The 18,752-nt window shown below is 66.2% G+C and carries 18 protein-coding genes; 3 read left to right on the top strand and 15 right to left on the bottom strand.

Translation table 11 applies throughout. The features are described from left to right. Positions 1 to 410: 410 nt before the first annotated feature. The 15 genes from E3T55_RS01730 to E3T55_RS01800 all read right to left on the bottom strand — a co-directional run bounded on the left by E3T55_RS01730 (position 411) and on the right by E3T55_RS01800 (position 14,127). On the bottom strand, positions 411 to 1,274 hold the full coding sequence (locus E3T55_RS01730; protein WP_134517852.1) for a type II secretion system F family protein: 864 nt from the start codon (positions 1,272 to 1,274) through the stop codon (positions 411 to 413). A 9-nt stretch (positions 1,275 to 1,283) separates the two neighbouring features. Beyond that, the gene (locus tag E3T55_RS01735; RefSeq protein WP_198418490.1) at positions 1,284 to 2,240 is read right to left on the bottom strand and encodes a type II secretion system F family protein; all 957 of its coding nucleotides are present in this window, start codon (positions 2,238 to 2,240) and stop codon (positions 1,284 to 1,286) included. Beyond that, complete coding sequence (locus E3T55_RS01740; RefSeq protein WP_134517853.1) at positions 2,237 to 3,715, bottom strand: TadA family conjugal transfer-associated ATPase; 1,479 nt, start codon at positions 3,713 to 3,715, stop codon at positions 2,237 to 2,239. Before E3T55_RS01740 ends, E3T55_RS01735 begins: the two co-directional genes overlap by 4 nt. After that, the gene (locus tag E3T55_RS01745; protein ID WP_134517854.1) at positions 3,712 to 5,070 is read right to left on the bottom strand and encodes a CpaE/TadZ family protein; all 1,359 of its coding nucleotides are present in this window, start codon (positions 5,068 to 5,070) and stop codon (positions 3,712 to 3,714) included. The genes E3T55_RS01740 and E3T55_RS01745 overlap by 4 nt, the downstream gene beginning before the upstream one ends. A gap of 44 nt (positions 5,071 to 5,114) precedes the next feature. After that, complete coding sequence (cpaB, locus tag E3T55_RS01750) at positions 5,115 to 5,849, bottom strand: Flp pilus assembly protein CpaB (protein ID WP_134517855.1); 735 nt, start codon at positions 5,847 to 5,849, stop codon at positions 5,115 to 5,117. Between the two features lie 8 nt (positions 5,850 to 5,857). Next, positions 5,858 to 6,886: a pilus assembly protein TadG-related protein gene (locus E3T55_RS01755; RefSeq protein ID WP_134517856.1), complete on the bottom strand. Its 1,029-nt coding sequence runs from the start codon at positions 6,884 to 6,886 to the stop codon at positions 5,858 to 5,860. Beyond that, on the bottom strand, positions 6,874 to 7,254 hold the full coding sequence (locus E3T55_RS01760; protein ID WP_241992785.1) for a TadE/TadG family type IV pilus assembly protein: 381 nt from the start codon (positions 7,252 to 7,254) through the stop codon (positions 6,874 to 6,876). Before E3T55_RS01760 ends, E3T55_RS01755 begins: the two co-directional genes overlap by 13 nt. Before the next feature lie 146 nt (positions 7,255 to 7,400). Next, entirely contained in the window at positions 7,401 to 7,595 is a 195-nt protein-coding gene (locus E3T55_RS01765; protein ID WP_134517857.1) for a Flp family type IVb pilin, read from the bottom strand. Between the two features lie 23 nt (positions 7,596 to 7,618). Then, positions 7,619 to 7,813, bottom strand: coding sequence for a Flp family type IVb pilin (locus tag E3T55_RS01770; RefSeq protein ID WP_134517858.1), 195 nt, complete (start codon positions 7,811 to 7,813; stop codon positions 7,619 to 7,621). A gap of 222 nt (positions 7,814 to 8,035) precedes the next feature. Next, a complete protein-coding gene (locus E3T55_RS01775; RefSeq protein ID WP_134517859.1) occupies positions 8,036 to 9,628 on the bottom strand; it encodes an amidohydrolase in 1,593 nt (530 codons plus the stop codon). Beyond that, positions 9,625 to 10,326: an FMN-binding negative transcriptional regulator gene (locus E3T55_RS01780; RefSeq protein ID WP_134517860.1), complete on the bottom strand. Its 702-nt coding sequence runs from the start codon at positions 10,324 to 10,326 to the stop codon at positions 9,625 to 9,627. The genes E3T55_RS01775 and E3T55_RS01780 overlap by 4 nt, the downstream gene beginning before the upstream one ends. Positions 10,327 to 10,354: 28 nt before the next feature. Further along, entirely contained in the window at positions 10,355 to 11,290 is a 936-nt protein-coding gene (locus E3T55_RS01785; protein ID WP_134517861.1) for an Fpg/Nei family DNA glycosylase, read from the bottom strand. A gap of 2 nt (positions 11,291 to 11,292) precedes the next feature. Beyond that, positions 11,293 to 11,781, bottom strand: a complete 489-nt coding sequence (locus E3T55_RS01790) for a ribose-5-phosphate isomerase (RefSeq protein WP_134517862.1) — start codon at positions 11,779 to 11,781, stop codon at positions 11,293 to 11,295. A 26-nt stretch (positions 11,782 to 11,807) separates the two neighbouring features. After that, entirely contained in the window at positions 11,808 to 13,343 is a 1,536-nt protein-coding gene (locus E3T55_RS01795) for an SLC13 family permease (protein ID WP_241992786.1), read from the bottom strand. 142 nt (positions 13,344 to 13,485) lie between these two features. Next, positions 13,486 to 14,127: a mycothiol-dependent nitroreductase Rv2466c family protein gene (locus E3T55_RS01800; protein WP_134517864.1), complete on the bottom strand. Its 642-nt coding sequence runs from the start codon at positions 14,125 to 14,127 to the stop codon at positions 13,486 to 13,488. Between the two features lie 144 nt (positions 14,128 to 14,271). Between E3T55_RS01800 and E3T55_RS01805 the strand changes: the two genes are divergently transcribed. The 3 genes from E3T55_RS01805 to E3T55_RS01815 all read left to right on the top strand — a co-directional run bounded on the left by E3T55_RS01805 (position 14,272) and on the right by E3T55_RS01815 (position 18,602). Continuing rightward, positions 14,272 to 15,831 carry an MFS transporter gene (locus E3T55_RS01805; protein WP_134517865.1) on the top strand — a complete coding sequence of 520 codons (1,560 nt, stop codon included), beginning with the start codon at positions 14,272 to 14,274 and terminating at the stop codon, positions 15,829 to 15,831. 107 nt (positions 15,832 to 15,938) lie between these two features. Further along, complete coding sequence (locus E3T55_RS01810) at positions 15,939 to 17,408, top strand: SDR family NAD(P)-dependent oxidoreductase (RefSeq protein WP_134517866.1); 1,470 nt, start codon at positions 15,939 to 15,941, stop codon at positions 17,406 to 17,408. Positions 17,409 to 17,489: 81 nt separating this feature from the next. After that, positions 17,490 to 18,602, top strand: coding sequence for a hypothetical protein (locus E3T55_RS01815; RefSeq protein WP_134517867.1), 1,113 nt, complete (start codon positions 17,490 to 17,492; stop codon positions 18,600 to 18,602). Positions 18,603 to 18,752 lie beyond the last annotated feature (150 nt).

Below are 18,752 nucleotides of genomic sequence, written 5' to 3' on the forward strand. Positions count from 1 at the left end.
CCTCGCGCCTGTTCCCCACGCAGCACGTCGTGGGATCGACGGTGACAAGCGGCTATGGGATCGAGCGCGCTCAAAGCGCGGACAAGTGGTACCTGCTGGCTTCTCCTGAGCGAAACGCCAACGACGGCCCCTTGAGCCGGTGAAGGGCGCAACGAGAAGCCAAGAAACGCCCTTTGAAGTCGATTCAAGGGGCGCTTCTTGGCTTCTCTCGTGCTGGGCGGGTCATGGGGCGTTTGTTGGTTTGTCGTGAGCGAGGCTCCAACAAACGCCCCTTGCCAGGCCGCGAGCCCAGCCCTGACCCAGGCCGTGACAGGGTTCACAGCAATCCCTCCATCGAACGTGCGTCGAGCTCGGGGCCGGGTGAGAGACCTCTGCTCGTCGCACCGACGAGTACCGATAGTCGGCCCGGCTCAGAGCGAGAACGCCTTGACGATGCTCAGCACGGCGGGGGTCAGCAGCACGATGAACAGCACGGGCAGAATGCAGAAGATCAGGGGAAAAAGCACCTTGACTGGAACCTTCATGGCCTTCTCCTCGGCGCGCTGGCGACGCCGGAGGCGCATTTCCGCGGCCTGCACTCGCAACACGTCGGCAATGGCGATGCCGTAGGTATCGGCCTGGATCACCGAACGCGTGAAGCGACGCAGTTCCGTCGACGAGGTGCGGTCGGCGAGCGACTGGTACGCGTCTTTGCGAGCCTGGCCGATGCTCATGTCCTGCAGGGTACGGATGAGTTCTTCGGCGAGCGCACCCTTGCCGTTGGTCGCGGCCTTCGCCATGGCTCCCTCGAAGCCGAGCCCGGCCTCCACGGCAATGGTCATCTGGTCGAGGGTATCGGCGAGCGCGTTCTGGATCTGCTCCTGGCGCTCCTTACCGCGGCTCCAGAGCAACAGTTCCGGCACAAAGAAGCTCACGATGACAACGGCAGCGGCAAAGATGACCCGGATCATGGCCGGGTCCAGACTCACCCACCAGATCGCGAAGAGGATGCCTGCTGCCGCCGCGAGCGGTTTCGCGATCAGGATCTTGTCGATGGTCCAGGCCGCCGGCCGCCCCGCGAGGGCGAGGCGGTGATCGAGCATGCCCAGGTATCCTTTCGGCACGAGCTCGCGGCCACGGGCAAGCAGCGGCACGCGCGGTTCGGGACTGGCAGTCGGCTGGTCGCCCACGACAGCTATCGGCTGCCTCGCGCGACCTCCCACGAGGATGCCGATGAGAGCGCCGAACCCACCGGCAACGGCAAGAGCGGCGAGAATGGCGCTGAATTCGGGCATGTTCTTCTCCTAAAACTTCACTTTGACGACGACCATCATCCACAGCGAACCGAGTATCAGCAGGATCAGCGCGGCCACCAACGCCGCAATCCCCAGCAGGCTGCTGAAGAAGCCGGTGAAGTAGTTCGCCTGGGTCAGGACCAGAAACGTGAACACCCCGATGGGGAGAAGGATGAGCACCCAGGCGGAAATCTTTCCTTCCGCGGCGAGGGCCCGCACCTGGCGACGAATTTCGTTGCGTTCCCGAATCGTGTGGCCGACCTGGTCAAGCACCTGCGACAGGTTGCCGCCGACCTCCCGATTAATGGCAATCGCCTGCGCGACCCAGCGAAAATCGTCGCTGCGCATGCGCGTTGCCGTGTTGTCAAGTGCGTCGCCGAGGTCGCGGCCGATTCGGGTCTCGTTCACGACCCGGGCCAGTTCCTCCGAGATCGGTGCCTCGGTCTCCTGCGATGCGGCGTCGACCGCTCGCAGCAGACTGTGCCCGGCACGAAGACTCCCGGCCAGAAGCCCGAGCGATTCATCGAGCTGATCGGCGAATTTAGAACGGCGACGGCTCGCGCGTACCGAGAGCAGCAGTTTGGCACCCAGCGGGGCGCTCACCGCCCCGACGATCATGAGCGCAATCGCCCACGGCGTGCCGAGACCGGCCGCGAAGCCCAGAACGGCCAGCACGACAGCGGCGGCGATCACCAGCAGAGTGAATCCGGAGGGCTGCAGACGGATGCTGGCCTGCTCGAGTTCGGCCGCGCTGAACGGTGCCTTGCCGCGACGGCGGATGACCGCGTCGATGGAAGTCACGAACCGGTCGGTGACCTTCGTGAGCGTCGAGATCTCGACAGCACCGGGGGCATGACGGCGTTCGAAGGACACTCGTCGGTCGGGCGGCGCAATGACCATGAAGACCAGAAGCAGCAGCGCGCCGAGCGTCAAGCCGACGCCGGTGCCGACCACCAGCGCCGTCACCGCTGACCCCGCGTGACGAGATCGGCGTGGAACACGGTCGGCGACAGCGGAATGCCCAGGTCGCGAAACTTGTCGGCAAACCGGGGGCGAACACCGGTCGCGACCGCATGGCCGAGCACCCGCCCCGCCGGGTCGACCCCCGCGCTGTAATCGAAGACGAAGGCGTCCTGCAGGGTCACGACGTCGCCCTCCATTCCCTGCACCTCGGTCACGTGCGTCACCCGTCTGGTGCCGTCCTTCAGCCTGCTGATCTGAATGATGACGTCGACGGCCGAAGCGATCTGCTCACGGATGGCCCGCAACGGCAGGTCCATGCCCGCCATCAGTACCAGCGTCTCCAGACGAGCCACCGCGTCGCGCGGTGCATTCGAGTGAACCGTGGAGATCGACCCCTCGTGGCCGGTGTTCATGGCCTGCAGCATGTCGAGGGTCTCACCGCCGCGACACTCGCCAATGACGATACGGTCGGGGCGCATCCGCAGCGAGTTGCGAACGAGGTCGCGAATCGTGATCTCGCCCTTGCCCTCTATGTTGGCGGGGCGTGATTCGAGACGGATGACGTGTTGCTGCTGCAACTGCAGCTCGACGGCGTCCTCGATGGTGATGATGCGCTCGTCGGGCGGGATGAATCCGGACAAGACGTTGAGCAGCGTGGTCTTTCCCGTGCCGGTACCGCCCGAGACGATGATATTGAGGCGCGCCTTGACACAGGCATCGAGCACGGCAGCCATGTCACCGCTCATCGTGCCCATGCCCACGAGGTCACCGACCGTGAAGGGTTCCCGCGCGAACTTGCGAATCGTGAGCAGGGATCCGTCCACGGCCAACGGTGGAATGATGGCGTTCACCCGGGAACCGTCGGCGAGTCGGGCATCGACGAGGGGCGAGGATTCATCGATCCGACGACCCACCTTCGCCACGATGCGCTCGATCACCCGACGCAGCTGAGCCTCGCTGGAAAAGCGCGACTCGTGCAGGCTCAACTGCCCGTGACGCTCGACGAAGATCTGGTCGTGGCCGTTCACCATGATCTCCGTGACGGTGTCGTCGCTGAGGAGCGCTTCCAGGGGGCCGAAACCGAGAACGGCAGCGCCAATCTCGGTAATCAGCCGAGAACGCTCGCCCGCTGACAGTGGCACTTGCTCGTCGGACACGATCTGGCCGAGCTCGGCGCGCGCGTACGCGTGCAGCTGCTCCTCGCTCAGGGTGGGGTCGTTCAAACGTGTGCCCACCCGCGAGAAAAGTTCTTCGGCGACGCGTTCCTTGATCTGCGCAAACGGATCCGCTGGAACGTCATCGACGGGGCCCCGCGCCGACACGACCGCGTGCACGACCGCAGCCGGTCGAGCGGCCGGGGCACCGGCACCGGCACCGGCACCGGCACCGGCACCGGCACCGACGCTGGGTACGCGACGATCCCGATAGGGCCGGGGTTCTCCGGCCTCGAGGGCGTCTACTCGCTCGTTGAGCCTCATGCGACAACCACCCTTCGGTGCAGATGACCACGTTTCACGACCCTGCCGGAGTCGAAGCGCTGCACCAGACCCTTGAGGGCCTGTGCGGCCGGGTTTCGACCGCTGTCCTGCAGCAGGGGAATTCCGCGGTTGGTCGACAGGGCGACGATGCTCGCTCGCGGGATAGCGACATCGACGGGCACCCCGATGGTGGCCTCGATGTCGCGCACGGTCAGCCCGCTCTTGTGATCGGCCAGATTGAGTACGACGTGGCGCATCGGCGGCATGATGCCGATGCTGTTCAGCACGGCGAGTTCCTTGCGCAGGCCGCGTGCGCTCGGCACCGACATGTCGCAGAGAAAGACCGCGTCCGTTGCCAATTCAAGCGCCGCGAGAGCGTGCTCACCGAGCCCGGGCGCCGTGTCGATGATCACGAAACGAAAGACTTCGGCGAGCTGGGTGATGAGATGGCTGAGCTGCTCGCCGCTGACCCGGTCGCCCTCCGATGGCAGTTCCGCGCCGCAGACGGTGTAGAAGCCGCTCGGATGGGACGCGAGGAAGGCCTTGAGGATCAAAGTATCGGCCGCGGCGGCACCGGTGACCATGTCGGGAAGGGCATAGGTCGGGTTGAGGCCGAGTGCCGTCGCGACGTCGCCAAACTGCATATCGGCATCGATGAGCACAACGGACAGGGGGGCCAACCGGGCCAGGCCCACGGCCAGGTTCGTGGCGACCGTGGTCTTGCCGAGACCGCCCTTGGGTGCAACGACGGCGATGATGCGAGCGTCGATGCCCAGCTCGGTCGCGACGGCGTCGGCCGCCGACGGCGAGATCCACTCTTGCGCGTCGAGCGCGGACTGTTCCGGTGCGGGCTCGGCCAACTCGGGGTCAGGCAGCTCGAGTTCAGGCAGCTCGAGTTCAGGCAGCTCGGTGGCCGCCATCTCGGGAACAGGTACGCTCACGACCGCGGGGGCCGGTACATCCGCTACCGATCGCTCGCGGGGGTGTTCCAACCACCCGGTGACGCCGGTGAAGTCGTCACGGTGACGCAGACTGCCCGCGGTCAGGCCCAGCATGAAACGCACGTTCATATCGGATACTCCTCTATTGCTCGTCTTGCCCGCGTGGCTCTGCCGTTCGACATGGCTCTGCCGTTCGACGTGGCTCTGCCGACCGACGTGGATCACCGACAGCCCCGGGTAGAGCCGGTCCAGGCCGGTGGAGAGGCTGTGCAGCTGCCCGAGCGTGAGGTGCGGGCCGAGCAGTGCCGCGGCGGGACGGTCGACCGCGCGAAGCCGGCCCACGACGGCGCTCGGGCCGAAGGCGAGCAAGGGGGCGGTCGGAATCTGGGCGTTGCGGCCCAGGAGGCTATGCATCCGGGTCTCGAACTCATGGGAGCAGCCGAGCTGCAGCAGGCGTCTCACTGAAACACGACGCTTCCGTCAACGACTCGCGAGCCGGTTTCATCGGCGGCGTCGGGCTCGATCGTGAGCCACACGGAGCCGAACTGTTGACCCCAGACCAGCTTCTCGATATCCGGCGTCGTGCGGGCGAGGGTCACCATCACGGCGGCGACGGCCTCGGCCGGCGCATCGCCCTTGTCGACCGGAGTCAGAACTCCGTCCTGCACCGCGGTGACCAGAACCTTGTGAAAGACCTGCTTGCTGATGGCGACCTCGTCGTCGCTGCCCGGGGCCTGGGCGGTCGCCGTGATCACCACTCCGACGGTGTCCCCGGCCCGGACGGTGCCGCCCACGACGCGGTCGACCGACAGGGCCAGGGTCACGGCCTGCATACCATCGGGCAGCCCGACGGCGCCGCGAACAGACAGTGTGCTCGCATCAACCCAGCGGGATGTGATGAGCTGTTCACCGGGCTTGAGGGCCGATTCGGCGACGAGCCCGGTCAGTGCGCTGAGTTTCGTCACGTGTCCCGGGACCACCGCGAGGGCCGGGATCTTCTTCTGTTCGATGAAGTCACCGAGCGCTTCGGCCTCGGTTCCGGCGGGGACTTCAGCGGTGACAACGTAAACGGAGACCAGTTCGGCGCCCCGCGCCGCCCGGCTGTCGGCGCCGCCCACATATCCCGTGAGCACGACCGTGCCGGCCACGGCGAGAACGATCGCGAGGATCGCGCCGATGAGTCGAGTCTTCATTACTTCTCCTAGTTCGTGAGTTTGACGTTGTAGCCGTTGAGTTCGGGGCCGCCCAGTTCGAAGGCGTCGCTAACGGAGACCCACTTCTCGAAGTACCCCTGGATGAAACGGGCGTTGCCGGCGTTGCAGCTGCCGCAGGTGATGCTCGGATCAACGTTCACCAGATTTCCGCCGACTCCGTTGCCGGCAAACTTCCATCCGGTGATGTGAAAGGCGGCGAAGGCGTAGATGTGAAATTTGCCGTTCACCCCGGAGCCGGTGCTGCTGTCGAAGACCGGAATCAGAATTGTCGTGTTCTCGATGGCGCCGAGCGTCGCCGTGCAGTCGGTGGGGGCGCTGTTTCCCGGCCGGTTGTCGATCGTGTCGGCCATCAGGTTCGAGAGCGTGACCTGTACCTGACACGTGCCGGGTTGCTGTTGGAGCCACCCGAACCCGCCTGGAATAGTGGGGCCGCTCTTGGAACAGGACCTATTCTCGTCGTAGCGAATCGTGATGCCCACCGAGTCATTGAGCGATCCGAAGTCCTCAAATTCGCAGAATGAGAGGGCCAAAGGCAAGACGGCCGGCCCTGATTTCGGAGCGCCCCACGTTGCCGTCGCCCTGGCTTCAACCGTCGTGAGTGTGTCGCTGCCGTCGAGCAGAACGGATAGCGCCGAAGCAAACGGATGCTCCATAGACGCGGAAGTGGTCGTCACCGTGACACTCCGGCTCGTGGGGTACGCGAAGGTCGCGGCCGCGGCCCCGTCGTTGGCGTTGGCGTTGGCCATGGCCGTGGCGAGCGCCGCGGCGGCGGTGCAGGTGCCGTCGGCGCAGTCTTCGGCAACCGCGAGCGCGGCGGCATCCGCTCCGTTCTGCAGCTGGGCTCGTTCGGCGTAGAGCGCCCCGACGTCGACCGAGATCGCCAGAAAACCGATCAGGGGCACCATCAGCACGGCAACCATGACGGCGGTCGCGCCGCGCTCGGTGCGACCGGTGTCGGTCTGACCGCGTTGCTCGTGACCGAGCACCGAGAGAAGCCGTCGTCTCAGCCACCGCATGACATCACTCCCTTGCCGGTCAGTGTGAGACTGGCGCCGAAGTAGCCGGTCATCAGTTGAACGTCGCGGGTGATCGTCACCGTGATGTTCGTGCCCGCCGTGCAGGTGGTGCTGACCGTGATCTCCGCGTCGGTCAGCACGGGGGCAATCGACGGGGCCGCATCGCGGGTCTTGGACTTCGTGGCGGCGACCGCTCCGACATCGTGGTGGTGAATGGCCATGTAACGGGCCCCCTCCCGCGCGGCATTGCTGAGGGAGATTTGTACGTTGTAGACGCGGCCGAACTCGAAGCCGCCGAAGACGAGAAGAATGATCACGGGCAGCACGAGCGCGAACTCGACGGCGGCGGCTCCGCGTTCGCCGCGCACGCTTCGTTCACCGCAAACGGCTTCTGGGTTGCGCCCACGTCGCCAACGCATCATGTCGGGGCCTTCCGGGTGGTCGGCGGCGGCCGTCGAGGGTTCGACGGCCGTCGCCGATGAGGAGCCGGCCGAACGGCCGACCCCAGGTGCTTCTAGGGCGCGAATTCTCCGAGCTTGCCGCCCATGAAGAGAAAAGCGGTGTTGAGGTTGAGGCCGACGGCGGCGACCGCGGCGATGATCACCACCGCGATGAGCGATAGCATCAGGCCGTATTCCACCGCCGCGGCTCCATCATCGGCGCTGCGCAGCCCGTTGAGCAGGGCAAGCACCTGGGCGTAAGACTTCATCTCAGACAGACTTCCGGTCGGGGCTAAGTCGTGGGTAGCGCGAGCTTCAAGCCGACCAAGTCGAAGATTTTGTCGAGGTTGGTACCGATCAGAGCGACCGCAGTGATCACCACGACGGCGATGAGCGAGACCATGAGGCCGTATTCCACCGCGGTAGCTCCTTCTTCGTCGCGGCGGAGGCTATTGAGGTACGCGTGAACGTGAGCGTAGAACTTCATTTCGGGATTCCGTTCTGTGAGAAACCAGCCGGGGAGGCCGATCGGGTGCCCGCAGTGTATGCGCGCTGAGGAATGCTCACCGAGACCCCCTACGGGGGGTCGCCAGCAACCGGCCCCCCTGCCAAGATGGCCGTCAGCAAATCTCGGCAGGTGAGAAAACGGCCGGCACAACACGACCCCCTCCACCCCCAGTGCGGGGATGAGAAACGGGCCTCAAGCGCCCTACAGCGCCCGGTGCGTGAAGCGGCCGGCGAGCAGCGTCGCGGCCACCGGCATCCGTCGCAGATCGGCAACGGATGCCACGAGCGGGTCGATTTCGCAGACCGCGAGGTCAGCGACATCCCCCACGCTGACGCGGTGCCGACCGCGCGCCGAAGCCGCCAGGGCCGCCTGGCGCGGCACCGACTGTTCGGGATGCCACGGGTCGTCGCCGTCTCGGCTGCGCCCGACCGCGGCGGCCATCGCCACCCACGGATCAAGCGGTGCGACCGGCGCATCGGAGCCGAACGCGAGCTCGACACCGGCGGCGATGAGGCTCGCGAGAGGAAAAGCCCGCTCGGTACGGCCGGCCCACAGCCGGTCGGCGACGTCGCGATCGTCGAGGGCATGCTCGGGCTGCACGCTCGCCACGATGCCGAGCCGGGCGAACCGGTGCACGTCGTCGTCGCTCAGCAGCTGGGCGTGTTCGATGCTGTGCCGGAGGGCCATGCCGGGGGCCTCGCCGTCGGCCGCGAGCAGTTCGAAGGCGTCGAGGGCCAGCCGGTTGGCATGGTCGCCGATGGCGTGTACGGCCGCGCGCATGCCGACTCCGGCCGCGAGACGCAACAGCGGCAGCAGCTCGGCCGGCTCGACGTTGAGTTGGCCGTGCGCAGCGGCGCCGGTCAACCCCGGGTACGCGTCGAGGCAATATGCCGTGCGGGTGTTGAGGGAGCCGTCGGTGATGACCTTGAACGGACCCACCGTGAGCAGCCCGCCGGTGCCGTCGATGAGCGCCCCGCCCCGCAGCCCCCGATCGACCGCGCGCTGCAGGTGCTGGCTGTAGACGCCGAATTCCACCCGCAGGCAGGTCGTACCCGCGGCGATGCGCCGCCGCCAGACGTCGAGGTTCCAGGTCATCTCCATGTCGACGACCCCGACCACTCCGCGGGCCGCGGCGGCGCGAGCGGCGTCATCCACCCAACCGTCGACGACCTCGTCCGCGACGGTATCCAGCAGCTGGGCGACACGAAACGCGTCGGTCTCGCGCAGTAAACCGGTCGGGTGCTCCGGCAGCCCGTAGCGGGCGAGGGCAGCGGAGTTCAGCCAGCAGCTGTGCAGGTCACCGCTCACGAGCACCACGGGAATCGGGCCGAGCGCCGACGCCGACGCGGCGTCCAGAACGGCGCGGGTGGGGGCATCCGCCCAGAGCGCGTCGCGAAAACCGTAGCCGATCAGGGTATCGCCGGCGGGGGTGAACGTGGCCCTGGCCGCGATACGAGCAGCGACGAACGCAGCGGCGTGTACCGCGGATGCCGCCCCCGACACATCGAGGCGGCGCGCGGTCTGCGCCCACTGCGTGAAATGAACGTGATTGTCCCAGAGCCCCGGGATCAGCCAGCGTTCCCCGAGGTCGACGACCTCGATCGGCTCGCCCGGCACACCACGCGGGCCGCTCGGCGATTCGGGGTCGAGGTAACCGAGGTGGGTGATGACGCCGTCATCAATGCGCACGTCGACGAGATCGTCACTGCCCGGCAAGCGGGCATTGCGCAGCACGAGCGCACCCGCGCCCGCACGCCCGGTCGCAGGTACGGTGACCGGCCGACCACGAGTCACTCGGCGCCGCCTCGCGCCGGGATGCCGACCGGAGTGCCGTCAGCCGGACCTGCGCCGTGCACGCGTCGCATTTCGGCGGCGAGCGTCGGGCTCGCGTAGGGCCCGCTGCCCTCAAGCTCGCCGATGATGCGTTCGACGGTCTCGACTGGCCGGTTCTGGCTCATCTTGTTCTTCGCCGTGAACCGGGTCACCCGCAGCCGAAAGCCGACCGTGCCCTGCACGATCCGGGCCGCGTACTCGCTATTGGCCACGGTTGCGTTGAGGCGTCGGGGTTCGCGCATCCGGTCTTCGAAGTTGTCGACGAGCCGGTCAAGCACCCGCAGGTTCTCGTCGTCGCTGAGCAGTTCGGGGGTGCCGGTGAGGTGCGCGGTCACGAAATTCCAGGTCGGAACGGCAGGCTTGGCGTCGTACCAGCCCGGTGAGATATAGCCGTGCGGCCCCTGGATGATCAGAAGCAACTCATGCCGGCCGAGTTCGTGCAACTGCTCGTCGGGTCGCCCGACGTGACTGACCAGCACAATGTCCTCGGCGGCCCCGTCAGAGGCACCCTCGCCGCTCTCCTCGAGAATCACCGGATAGTGCGAGGCGACGAGTTCGCCCGAATCGGTGTGACTGACGAGAGTCGCCCACGGGTTCTCACGAATGAGGCGTTTGATAGCGGCGACCTCGGTCAGGGCAAAACTCGGTGTGTGTCGCATTAGGAACTCGTCTCTCGATGAATCGTGGTCACGACTGACACCGTGGGCACCAGTACAGCTTGCGGGCGGCCATTTCCTCGAGCACGATGTGGGTGCCGCACACCCGGCACGGCAGCCCCTCACGCTTATACACCCAGTGCCGGTCGACCCGGTTTTTCATCGCCCGGGCCAGCTCGGGGCCGGTGAGGTTGTCGCGCGTCATCATCTGCCCGGTTTCGATACCGATGTGCAGCAGGTAGGCCCAGTCCGCCCAGAGGGCGTGAACCGTCGACAGGCCGAGGGCCTTGCCGGGCGTGTGCGGATTCAGGCGGGCCCGAAACAGCATCTCCGCCCGGTAGACGTTGCCGATGCCGCTGACAACACTTTGGTCCATCAGCAGCCGACCGATCGGAGTGGGTTTGCGTCGCACGACGCTCGTGAACCGGTCGCGCGCCGCCTCACTGCCGTCGAGTTCCGGATCGGGCCCGAGCCGCAGCATGACCGTCTCGACCTGTTGCGGGTCGAGCACCTCACACGCGGTCGGTCCCCGCAGATCGGCGACGACTGTGTCGCTCAGCAGCCGCACCCGCACCTGACCGACGGGTGGCGCCGGAAAGACGACCGGGGCATCCGTCACCTTCTCCTCTTCGGACATGCGCAGCCGCGCACGACGGGGCGCGCCGATGCTGCGCAGCGAATTCTCGCCGTCCGAGTCGAGAACGGATGCCTCCGGCAGGCCCATCAGAATGTCACCGGCGAACTCCCACGCCCCGTACAGGCCCAGGTGGATGCGCAGCCAGAGTCCGTCGTCGAACTCGAGGAACATCTGCTTGCCCACGGCGTGAGCCGCGGTGATGACTCGGCCATCGAGTCGTGCCGCGCCCTCGGCAAACCGCCCCTGCGGGCTCGAGACCGCGACCCGACTACCGACGAAATTGCGCTGGAACTGACGTGCGATTCGGTGGACCGAATGACCCTCTGGCACGACTACTGATCGATGTTCTGGCCGGCGATCGTGCGGGTCGTCTCGTACTCCGCGAGCTGATTGATGCGACGGGCGTGGCGTTCTTCATCGCTGAACGGTTCGGCGATGAAGGCATCGATGAACTCGGTCGCCTCGGCGATCGTGTGCTCGCGAGCACCGATCGAGATGACGTTCGCGTCGTTGTGCTCGCGCGCGAGCCTGGCCGTGCTGAGGTTCCAGACCAGGGCAGCCCGGGCTCCGACGACCTTGTTGGCCGCCATCTGCTCGCCGTTGCCCGAGCCGCCGAAGACGACGCCGAGGGCGTCGATGCCGGCGTCCCGGTCGTCGATGGTGGCCTGCGCGGCGTTGATGCAGAACGCGGGATAGTCGTCGAGCGGGTCGTAACTCTGCGGCCCGTGATCGATGACCTCATGGCCGTTCGCCCGCAGGTGTCGGATGAGGTGGTGACTGAGGTCCAGACCGGCATGGTCGGTGGCGATATGGATGCGCATGAACCCATCCTAATTAGTTCCGCGGACTAATAGACGAGGCCGAAGACCCACGCCGCGAGTGTCATCGTGGTGATCGTGGTCAGCACGAGCGCGATCAGGTTGAGCCAGAGACCACCCTTGATCATGTCGGCGATCTCGATGTAGCCCGACGAAAAGGCGATCGCGTTCGGAGGAGTCGCCACCGGCAGCATGAACGCGCAGGTCGCGGCGATCGCAACCGGAATCACGAGCAGCATCGGGTCGAGACCGAGCCCGAGGGCCACACCGCCGATGAGCGGCAGGAACGCAGCGGCCGTTGCCGTGTTGCTCGTCAGCTCGGTCAGCAGCAGCACGATCGCGGCGATGGCGGCGATGATCAGCACGAGCGGCAACACCTGCAGCGAGGTGACCTGTTCGCCGACCCAGGCGCTGAGCCCGGTTGCGGTGAACTGCGCCGACAGCGAGAGGCCACCGCCGAAGAGAATGAGAATGTCCCACGGCAGCGCGCGAGCGCTGCCCCAGGTCAGCAGCGGCACACCCGTGCGCAGGTTCGCGGGAGTGAGAAACAGGATGAGGGCAACGGCCATCGCGATCACGGCGTCGGCGACATTCGACCCTGGCCACAGCAGCGGCACACTGATCCAGGCCGCGGCGGCCAGTATGAAGATCACCAGCACGAGCTTCTCGCCGGTGTTTGCCTTGCCGAGCTTGCTGTATTCCTCCTGGATCATGGCCCGGCCACCCGGAATTTCGGTGATCTCGGGCTTGAAGAACACGAACGTCAGCAGAAACCAGGTGATCGCCATGAACACGATCGCCATCGGCACGCCGACGAGCATCCACTGGCCGAAGCCGATGGTCACGCCGTGCGTTTCGGCCATGTAGCCCACGAGGAGGGCGTTGGGTGGGGTGCCGATGATGGTGCCGAGTGACCCGATCGAGGCCGAGTAGGCGATGCCGAGCATGAGTGCGATGCCGAAGTTCTTGGGCGGTTTTCCGCCCTTGTCCATCTTGGCCACGAGCACGAGCACCGACACGCCGATCGGCAGCATCATGACGGCGGTTGCGGTGTTGGAGACCCACATGCTCAAAAAACCGGTGGTGATCATGAAGCCGCCGATGAGCTGCCGTGGCTTGGTGCCGATCAGCAGCACGGTCAGGAGGGCGATGCGGCGGTGCAGGTTCCAGCGCTGCAGGGCGAGCGCCAGCAGGAATCCGCCCATGAAGAGGAAGATGATCGGGTTTGCGTATGGCGGGGCGACCTCGCCGATGGGCGCCACGTTCAGCATGGGGAAAGCGACCAGCGGTACGAGGGCGGTGGCCGCGAGAGGGATGGCTTCTGTCATCCACCACAACGCCATGAGCACGGCGATCGCCGCGGTCAGGCGGGCGGTCTGGTCGAGGTCGGCCGGCATGATCGCAAACACGATGCCGCCCATGACGAGGCCGGCGAGCAGCCCGAGTCGTTTGCGGGTGACCACCCGGGGTGGTTCCGGGCTGTCGAGCAGGCCGGGTGCCGTGGTGTCGTCCGAGGTCGAGGACATGCGCGCGGGCGGGCGGGTCGGGGGATGAACAGACGTCATCGTCGTGAAGCTCCTTGATCGCTGGCTGATACTCATCTGAGATTAGATCGGCCGCAGGCCAGACTCGAATTTGCGCGAACGGGCCGCGCCCCGTATGGGGCACAGCCCGGTCACCGCCCCGGCGGCACGCTCAGCCTCACCCTCAGACGGTGGTGCGTTCCGCGAAGACAGGTTCGCGGGTGCGGCTGCGCTTGAGCTCGAAGAAACCGTCGAAGGCCGCAACGGCGAGCACGCCGTCCCACAGGGCGAGGGCCTGATCGCCCATCGGTGCGGGCGAGATGACGGGCCCGAAGAAGGCGATGCCATTGACCGCGATCACGGGGGTGCCCACGTCCTGGCCGACCCGGTTGATGCCATCGAAGTGGCTTGCCCGCATCTGGGGGTCGAACGCGTCGCTGTCGGCGTGGGCGGCGAACGCGGAGGGCAGACCGATTTCGGCGAGCGCTTCGGGGATGACCTCGTCGGCGTTGCTGTTGCCGCCGGGGTGGATGCGCTCGCCCAGCGCGTCGTAGAGCGCCTTGACCATCGCCTGACCGTGCAACTGCTGAACCGCCGCGACGAGGCGGGTATACCGCAACGCCCGGGGGAAGAAGGCCCGATACTCCTCGGACACGTCGGTGTGCTCATTGAGTACGGCGAGGCTCATCACGTGCCAGGTCACGTCGAGGTCACGCAGCCGGGCGACCTCGTCTACCCAGCGGCTGGCCATCCAGGCCCACGGGCAGGAGGGATCGAACCAGAAATCAACGGGGGTGGACACGACGGATTGAGTGGGATTGGGCATGCCTCACAGACTAAAACATCCACCTGTGATTAGCGGTCTACCCCCCGTTCGGGTATTGTAGTCAAGTTGAAAAAATCTGCTCGCGCAGTTCGACACGCGGTACGACACGTTCGTCGTAGCAAATATCTCCTTGGAGAAACCCAAATGCCCACTGACCGAAGCATGTCCAACTCCCAGCCGAGTGCCACCAGCACCGCGGGAAAGTTCAGAAGGCCGCTGCTGAAGCGCCGCCTCACGGTCTCCGACGTCAACGTCGTCGACAAACCAATCATGAAGCGCGCCCTCGGCGGCACCATCGTCGGAAACACCATGGAATGGTACGACGTAGGTATTTTCGGCTACCTCATCACGACCATGGGGCCGGTCTTTCTGCCGGAAGCGGATGCATCCGTTCAGACGCTCTTTCTGCTCGGGACCTTCGCCGCGACATTCTTCGCCCGCCCCCTGGGCGGAGTGTTCTTCGGCTGGCTCGGCGACCGCATCGGCCGCCAAAAGGTGCTCGCCACGACGCTGATCCTGATGGCCGCCTCGACCTTCGCGGTCGGGTTGTTGCCCGGCTACGCGCAGATCGGTGTCTGGGCAGCGGTGCTGCTCGTCTTCGTCAAGCTCGTGCAGGGATTCTCGACCGGCGGCGAGTACGCCGGCGCCACGACGTTCGTGAGCGAGCACGCACCCGACAAGCAGCGCGGCTATTTCGCGAGCTTTCTGGACATGGGCAGCTACCTCGGCTTCGCCATCGGTGCCTCGCTCGTCTCGGTTCTGCAGCTCACCCTCGGCCAGCAGGTCATGGAGGACTGGGGCTGGCGCATCCCGTTTTTGATCGCCGGCCCTCTGGGCCTCGTCGCGATCTACTTCCGCATGAAGATCGACGAATCACCGGCCTTCCAGGCCACCCTCGACGCGCAGGAGGAAGCACAGAAGAACCCGGTCGGAGCCACGGCGGAAACGCCCAAGGGCCCGATCGCCATCTTCAAGGCCTACTGGCGCAACATCATCATCGCAATGATCCTTGTCGCCGCCGCGAACACGGTCGGCTACGCCCTCACCTCGTATATGCCGACCTACCTCACCGAGAACAAGGGCTACGACGAGCTGCACGGCACCGCGCTGACGATTCCGATCCTCGTTGTCATGGCCCTGTGCATCCCGCTCGCCGGTCGGCTGTCCGACCGCATCGGGCGTCGCCCGGTGCTGTGGATCGGCGCGATCAGCACGGTCGTACTGTCTTACCCGGCCTTTCTGCTGATTGGGATCGGCGACATCTGGTCGACACTGCTGGGCCTCGCGCTCATCGCGTTCCCCGTCACGTTCTACGTTTCCAACCTCGCATCCGCTCTGCCGGCGCTGTTTCCGACGGCGAGCCGGTACGGCGCGATGGGCATCTCGTACAACTTCGCGGTGGCCATCTTCGGCGGCACCACGCCGTTCATCATTGCCGCGCTCATCGTGGGCACCGGTAACGACATGATGCCGGCGTTCTACCTGATGGGCACCTCGCTGATCGGTGCGATCGCGATCTTCTTCCTCAAGGAGTCGGCGAACCGCCCGCTCCCGGGGTCGATGCCGAGCGTGAACACCGATGAAGAGGCACACGAACTGGTCAAGACGCAGGACGACAACCCCCTGCTCGACCACGACGAGATGCCCTTCGACAGCTCCTATGAGCTTCCGACATCGTCCATCCCGATTCAGGTAAACCGCTAGAGTCCGTCGAACCGTGAGTTGAGCATCCATTTTCGGCTGAAACGGATGCTCAACTCACGGTTCGGCGGCAGCAGTGCGGCCTCAGGTGGCCCGCGTAGAATTTACGGATGACTACCGCGCCCGCACCGAGCATTGACCCGCACGATCTCGAGGTCACACTGCGCGTGCTCGCCTCCCTGAGCGACATCGACCCCAACGACCCCAACTTCGTCACCGTGCGCCAGGCGACGGCCAAAATGTTCAAGTCGGTCAAGATGGTGCGCCGCACCGAGAAGCGGCAGATCATCGCCGAAGCAGACCGCACCGTGATCGCCGCGACCGCGACGGGCGCCCCCACCCGCATCGACGACGAAACCAGGGGCGCGCAGCTCTCAATCGGAACGACCGCGGCGAGCGCAGGCGAGCTGCTCGTGCCCCGCGCCTGCTACATCTGCAAGCAGAAGTACACCGTCGTCGACGCCTTCTACCACCAGCTCTGCCCGAGCTGCGCGCTGATGAGCCATGCGAAACGGGATGCCCGCACCGACCTCACCGGTAAGCGCGCGCTGCTCACCGGCGGCCGGGCCAAGATCGGCATGTACATTGCGCTGCGCCTGCTGCGCGACGGCGCCCACACCACGGTCACGACACGTTTTCCCCGCGACGCGGTGCGCCGATTCGCCGCGATGGACGACTCGAAGGACTGGCTGCACCGTCTGCGCATCGTCGGCATCGACCTGCGGGATCCGGCCCAGGTCATCGCCCTCGCGGATTCCGTCGCGGCCCAGGGCCCTCTCGACATTCTCATCAACAACGCGGCGCAGACCGTGCGACGGTCGCGCGGCTCGTACTCGCCCCTCGTCGAGGCCGAGGACTCTCCCCTGCCCGACGGCCCGCTGCCCGAGATCGTCTCGTTCGGGCACACCAACGACGCGCATCCGCTGGCCCTCGCGGCGTCGGTATCCGGGCATCCGCTGCTGGCGTCAGCCGCTGGTGCGGGCAGTCTGACAGCGGATGACCTCACCCGCCTTGCCCTGGCCGCCGGCTCCTCGTCGCTTACGAAGCTCGCCGCCGGCACCGCGATCGACGCCGGTGGGCTGGTGCCCGACCTGCATGACGTGAACAGCTGGACTGCCAACGTTGAAGACGTCGATCCGCTCGAGATGCTCGAGGTGCAGTTGTGCAACACGACCGCACCGTTTTTGCTGGTCAGCCGCCTGCGGGAGTCGCTCGCAACATCCGCTGCCCGGCGCACGTATATCGTCAACGTGTCGGCGATGGAGGGCGTGTTCGGCCGCGGCTATAAGGGCCCCGGCCACCCGCATACCAATATGGCCAAGGCAGCGCTCAACATGCTGACCCGCACGAGCGCGAAGGAGATGCTCGGCGACGGCATTCTCATGACGAGCGTCGACACCGGCTGGATCACCGATGAGCGCCCGCACCCGACCAAGGTGCGCCTCGCCGAGGAGGGTTTTCACGCCCCGCTCGACCTCGTCGACGGCGCCGCGCGCGTCTACGACCCGATCGTTCGCGGCGAGGCCGGCGAAGACCTCTGCGGCGTGTTCCTCAAGGACTACGTTCCCGGCGCCTGGTAGTGCCTTCGTCGGCCTGGATGGCGTGGTTGTCGAGGAAAGCACAGGTCAAAGGGTAAAAACGCCCCCTGCTAGGCTGACCGCATGTTGCGCCGAAGCCTGATCACGCCGACCATTTTTCTCGCCCTCGTTGCCCTCAGCGGGTGCGCGATCGAACCCGTCGCCGGGCCGTCCGGGTCAGCCAGCGCTACGCCGACCGGTCAGGCTTCGGTTGAGGGCAGCACCTACACCTGTCCTCACCTGGCGACCCTCGATGCCGTGGCCGGCGCGTTGGCCCCCGCTGACGGCCCGATGCCGATACCGGTGGTCGCGACGCAGCCGGCGATGACCCTCTCCGACTACGCCGTGACCGCGCTCGGAGGTCTGGACTGCTCCTGGCGGGTAGGAAAGGCGGCCGGCAGCCCGCTGGACTACCCGGCAGATTCCGACTGGGCCTACCTGAGCGTCAAGGTCGTGCCGGGCGGCGCCGATTCGTGGGCGCCGCACGCCCTCGGCGATGGCCCCGCCGACACGCTCACGACGATCGGCGGAATCGAATCCGCTACCGGATGCGGCGACCCGGGCTGCTTCATCTCGGCACCGGTCGGTGATGCCTGGGTCGAAATCACGATGAGTACCATCTTCTTCGGCATCAGTGAAGGCCATTTCGGCGGCATGACGAGCGACGCGATCCTGGCGCAGATGGAGCCGTTCGCGGCATCCGTTTTCACCGCCCTGACCAAGGCCGAACCCGGCCAATTGGTCTGGACCGGGGTGGACCTGACCCCGCGAGAACCGGCCTGCACCGGCGCGCTGAAGTCGCAGGGCATTGCCTCGGCGCTCGGCGTCGACTCCATCGAGTATGAAGTCTTCGACTCGTCAAGCGACGGCCCGATCTGGTTTGACAAATTCGTTGCTCAGCGCGCCGGACTGTTCACCTGCTCCGCCCAGAGCGCAGACGGGGCTGGCGCCTCGATCACGGTCGGCTACGACCTGGCCGGGATCGTCGACACCATGGTCTCCCAGCCGGATACGTCGACTGCCCTGCGGCAGATCGCGCTGGAGGGAGCCATCGACGGTGAAGCCGCCGTGCAGATCTGCACCGACACCTCGTCGTATTGCACGGTGATCTTCTCGCTCGGCCAGTCTGCCTACCAGGTCGACTCGCGAACCGACGCGGCAGCCGTCGCCGAGGCCATCATCGCCCAAGCCCGCTAACGTCCAGCGGGCACCGTCTGCTGCGCTGTGACGGACAGGGTGCTGCTCCGGCACACGCTCACCAGCGCGTTATCGGACGGTTCCTGACGTTACTGGTAAATGACTCAAGTGAGATATCGGAGTGAGAGGTCACGCTTCTGGTGCGGCGGG

The sequence above is a fragment of the Cryobacterium frigoriphilum genome (assembly GCF_004403305.1).
Classification (GTDB): Bacteria; Actinomycetota; Actinomycetes; order Actinomycetales; family Microbacteriaceae; genus Cryobacterium; species Cryobacterium frigoriphilum.

What these genes read in the sequence shown, in the direction of transcription:
- cpaB (WP_134517855.1), bottom strand. Translation starts at nt 5,849, where the DNA reads ATGAAGACTCGACTCATCGGCGCGATCCTCGCGATCGTTCTCGCCGTG.
- E3T55_RS01790 (WP_134517862.1), bottom strand. Translation starts at nt 11,781, where the DNA reads ATGCGCATCCATATCGCCACCGACCATGCCGGTCTGGACCTCAGTCAC.
- E3T55_RS01815 (WP_134517867.1), top strand. Translation starts at nt 17,490, where the DNA reads ATGTTGCGCCGAAGCCTGATCACGCCGACCATTTTTCTCGCCCTCGTT.
- E3T55_RS01730 (WP_134517852.1), bottom strand. Translation starts at nt 1,274, where the DNA reads ATGCCCGAATTCAGCGCCATTCTCGCCGCTCTTGCCGTTGCCGGTGGG.
- E3T55_RS01745 (WP_134517854.1), bottom strand. Translation starts at nt 5,070, where the DNA reads ATGCATAGCCTCCTGGGCCGCAACGCCCAGATTCCGACCGCCCCCTTG.
- E3T55_RS01780 (WP_134517860.1), bottom strand. Translation starts at nt 10,326, where the DNA reads ATGCGACACACACCGAGTTTTGCCCTGACCGAGGTCGCCGCTATCAAA.
- E3T55_RS01810 (WP_134517866.1), top strand. Translation starts at nt 15,939, where the DNA reads ATGACTACCGCGCCCGCACCGAGCATTGACCCGCACGATCTCGAGGTC.
- E3T55_RS01740 (WP_134517853.1), bottom strand. Translation starts at nt 3,715, where the DNA reads ATGAGGCTCAACGAGCGAGTAGACGCCCTCGAGGCCGGAGAACCCCGG.
- E3T55_RS01805 (WP_134517865.1), top strand. Translation starts at nt 14,272, where the DNA reads ATGCCCACTGACCGAAGCATGTCCAACTCCCAGCCGAGTGCCACCAGC.
- E3T55_RS01755 (WP_134517856.1), bottom strand. Translation starts at nt 6,886, where the DNA reads ATGCGGTGGCTGAGACGACGGCTTCTCTCGGTGCTCGGTCACGAGCAA.
- E3T55_RS01800 (WP_134517864.1), bottom strand. Translation starts at nt 14,127, where the DNA reads ATGCCCAATCCCACTCAATCCGTCGTGTCCACCCCCGTTGATTTCTGG.
- E3T55_RS01765 (WP_134517857.1), bottom strand. Translation starts at nt 7,595, where the DNA reads ATGAAGTCTTACGCCCAGGTGCTTGCCCTGCTCAACGGGCTGCGCAGC.
- E3T55_RS01770 (WP_134517858.1), bottom strand. Translation starts at nt 7,813, where the DNA reads ATGAAGTTCTACGCTCACGTTCACGCGTACCTCAATAGCCTCCGCCGC.
- E3T55_RS01795 (WP_241992786.1), bottom strand. Translation starts at nt 13,343, where the DNA reads ATGACGTCTGTTCATCCCCCGACCCGCCCGCCCGCGCGCATGTCCTCG.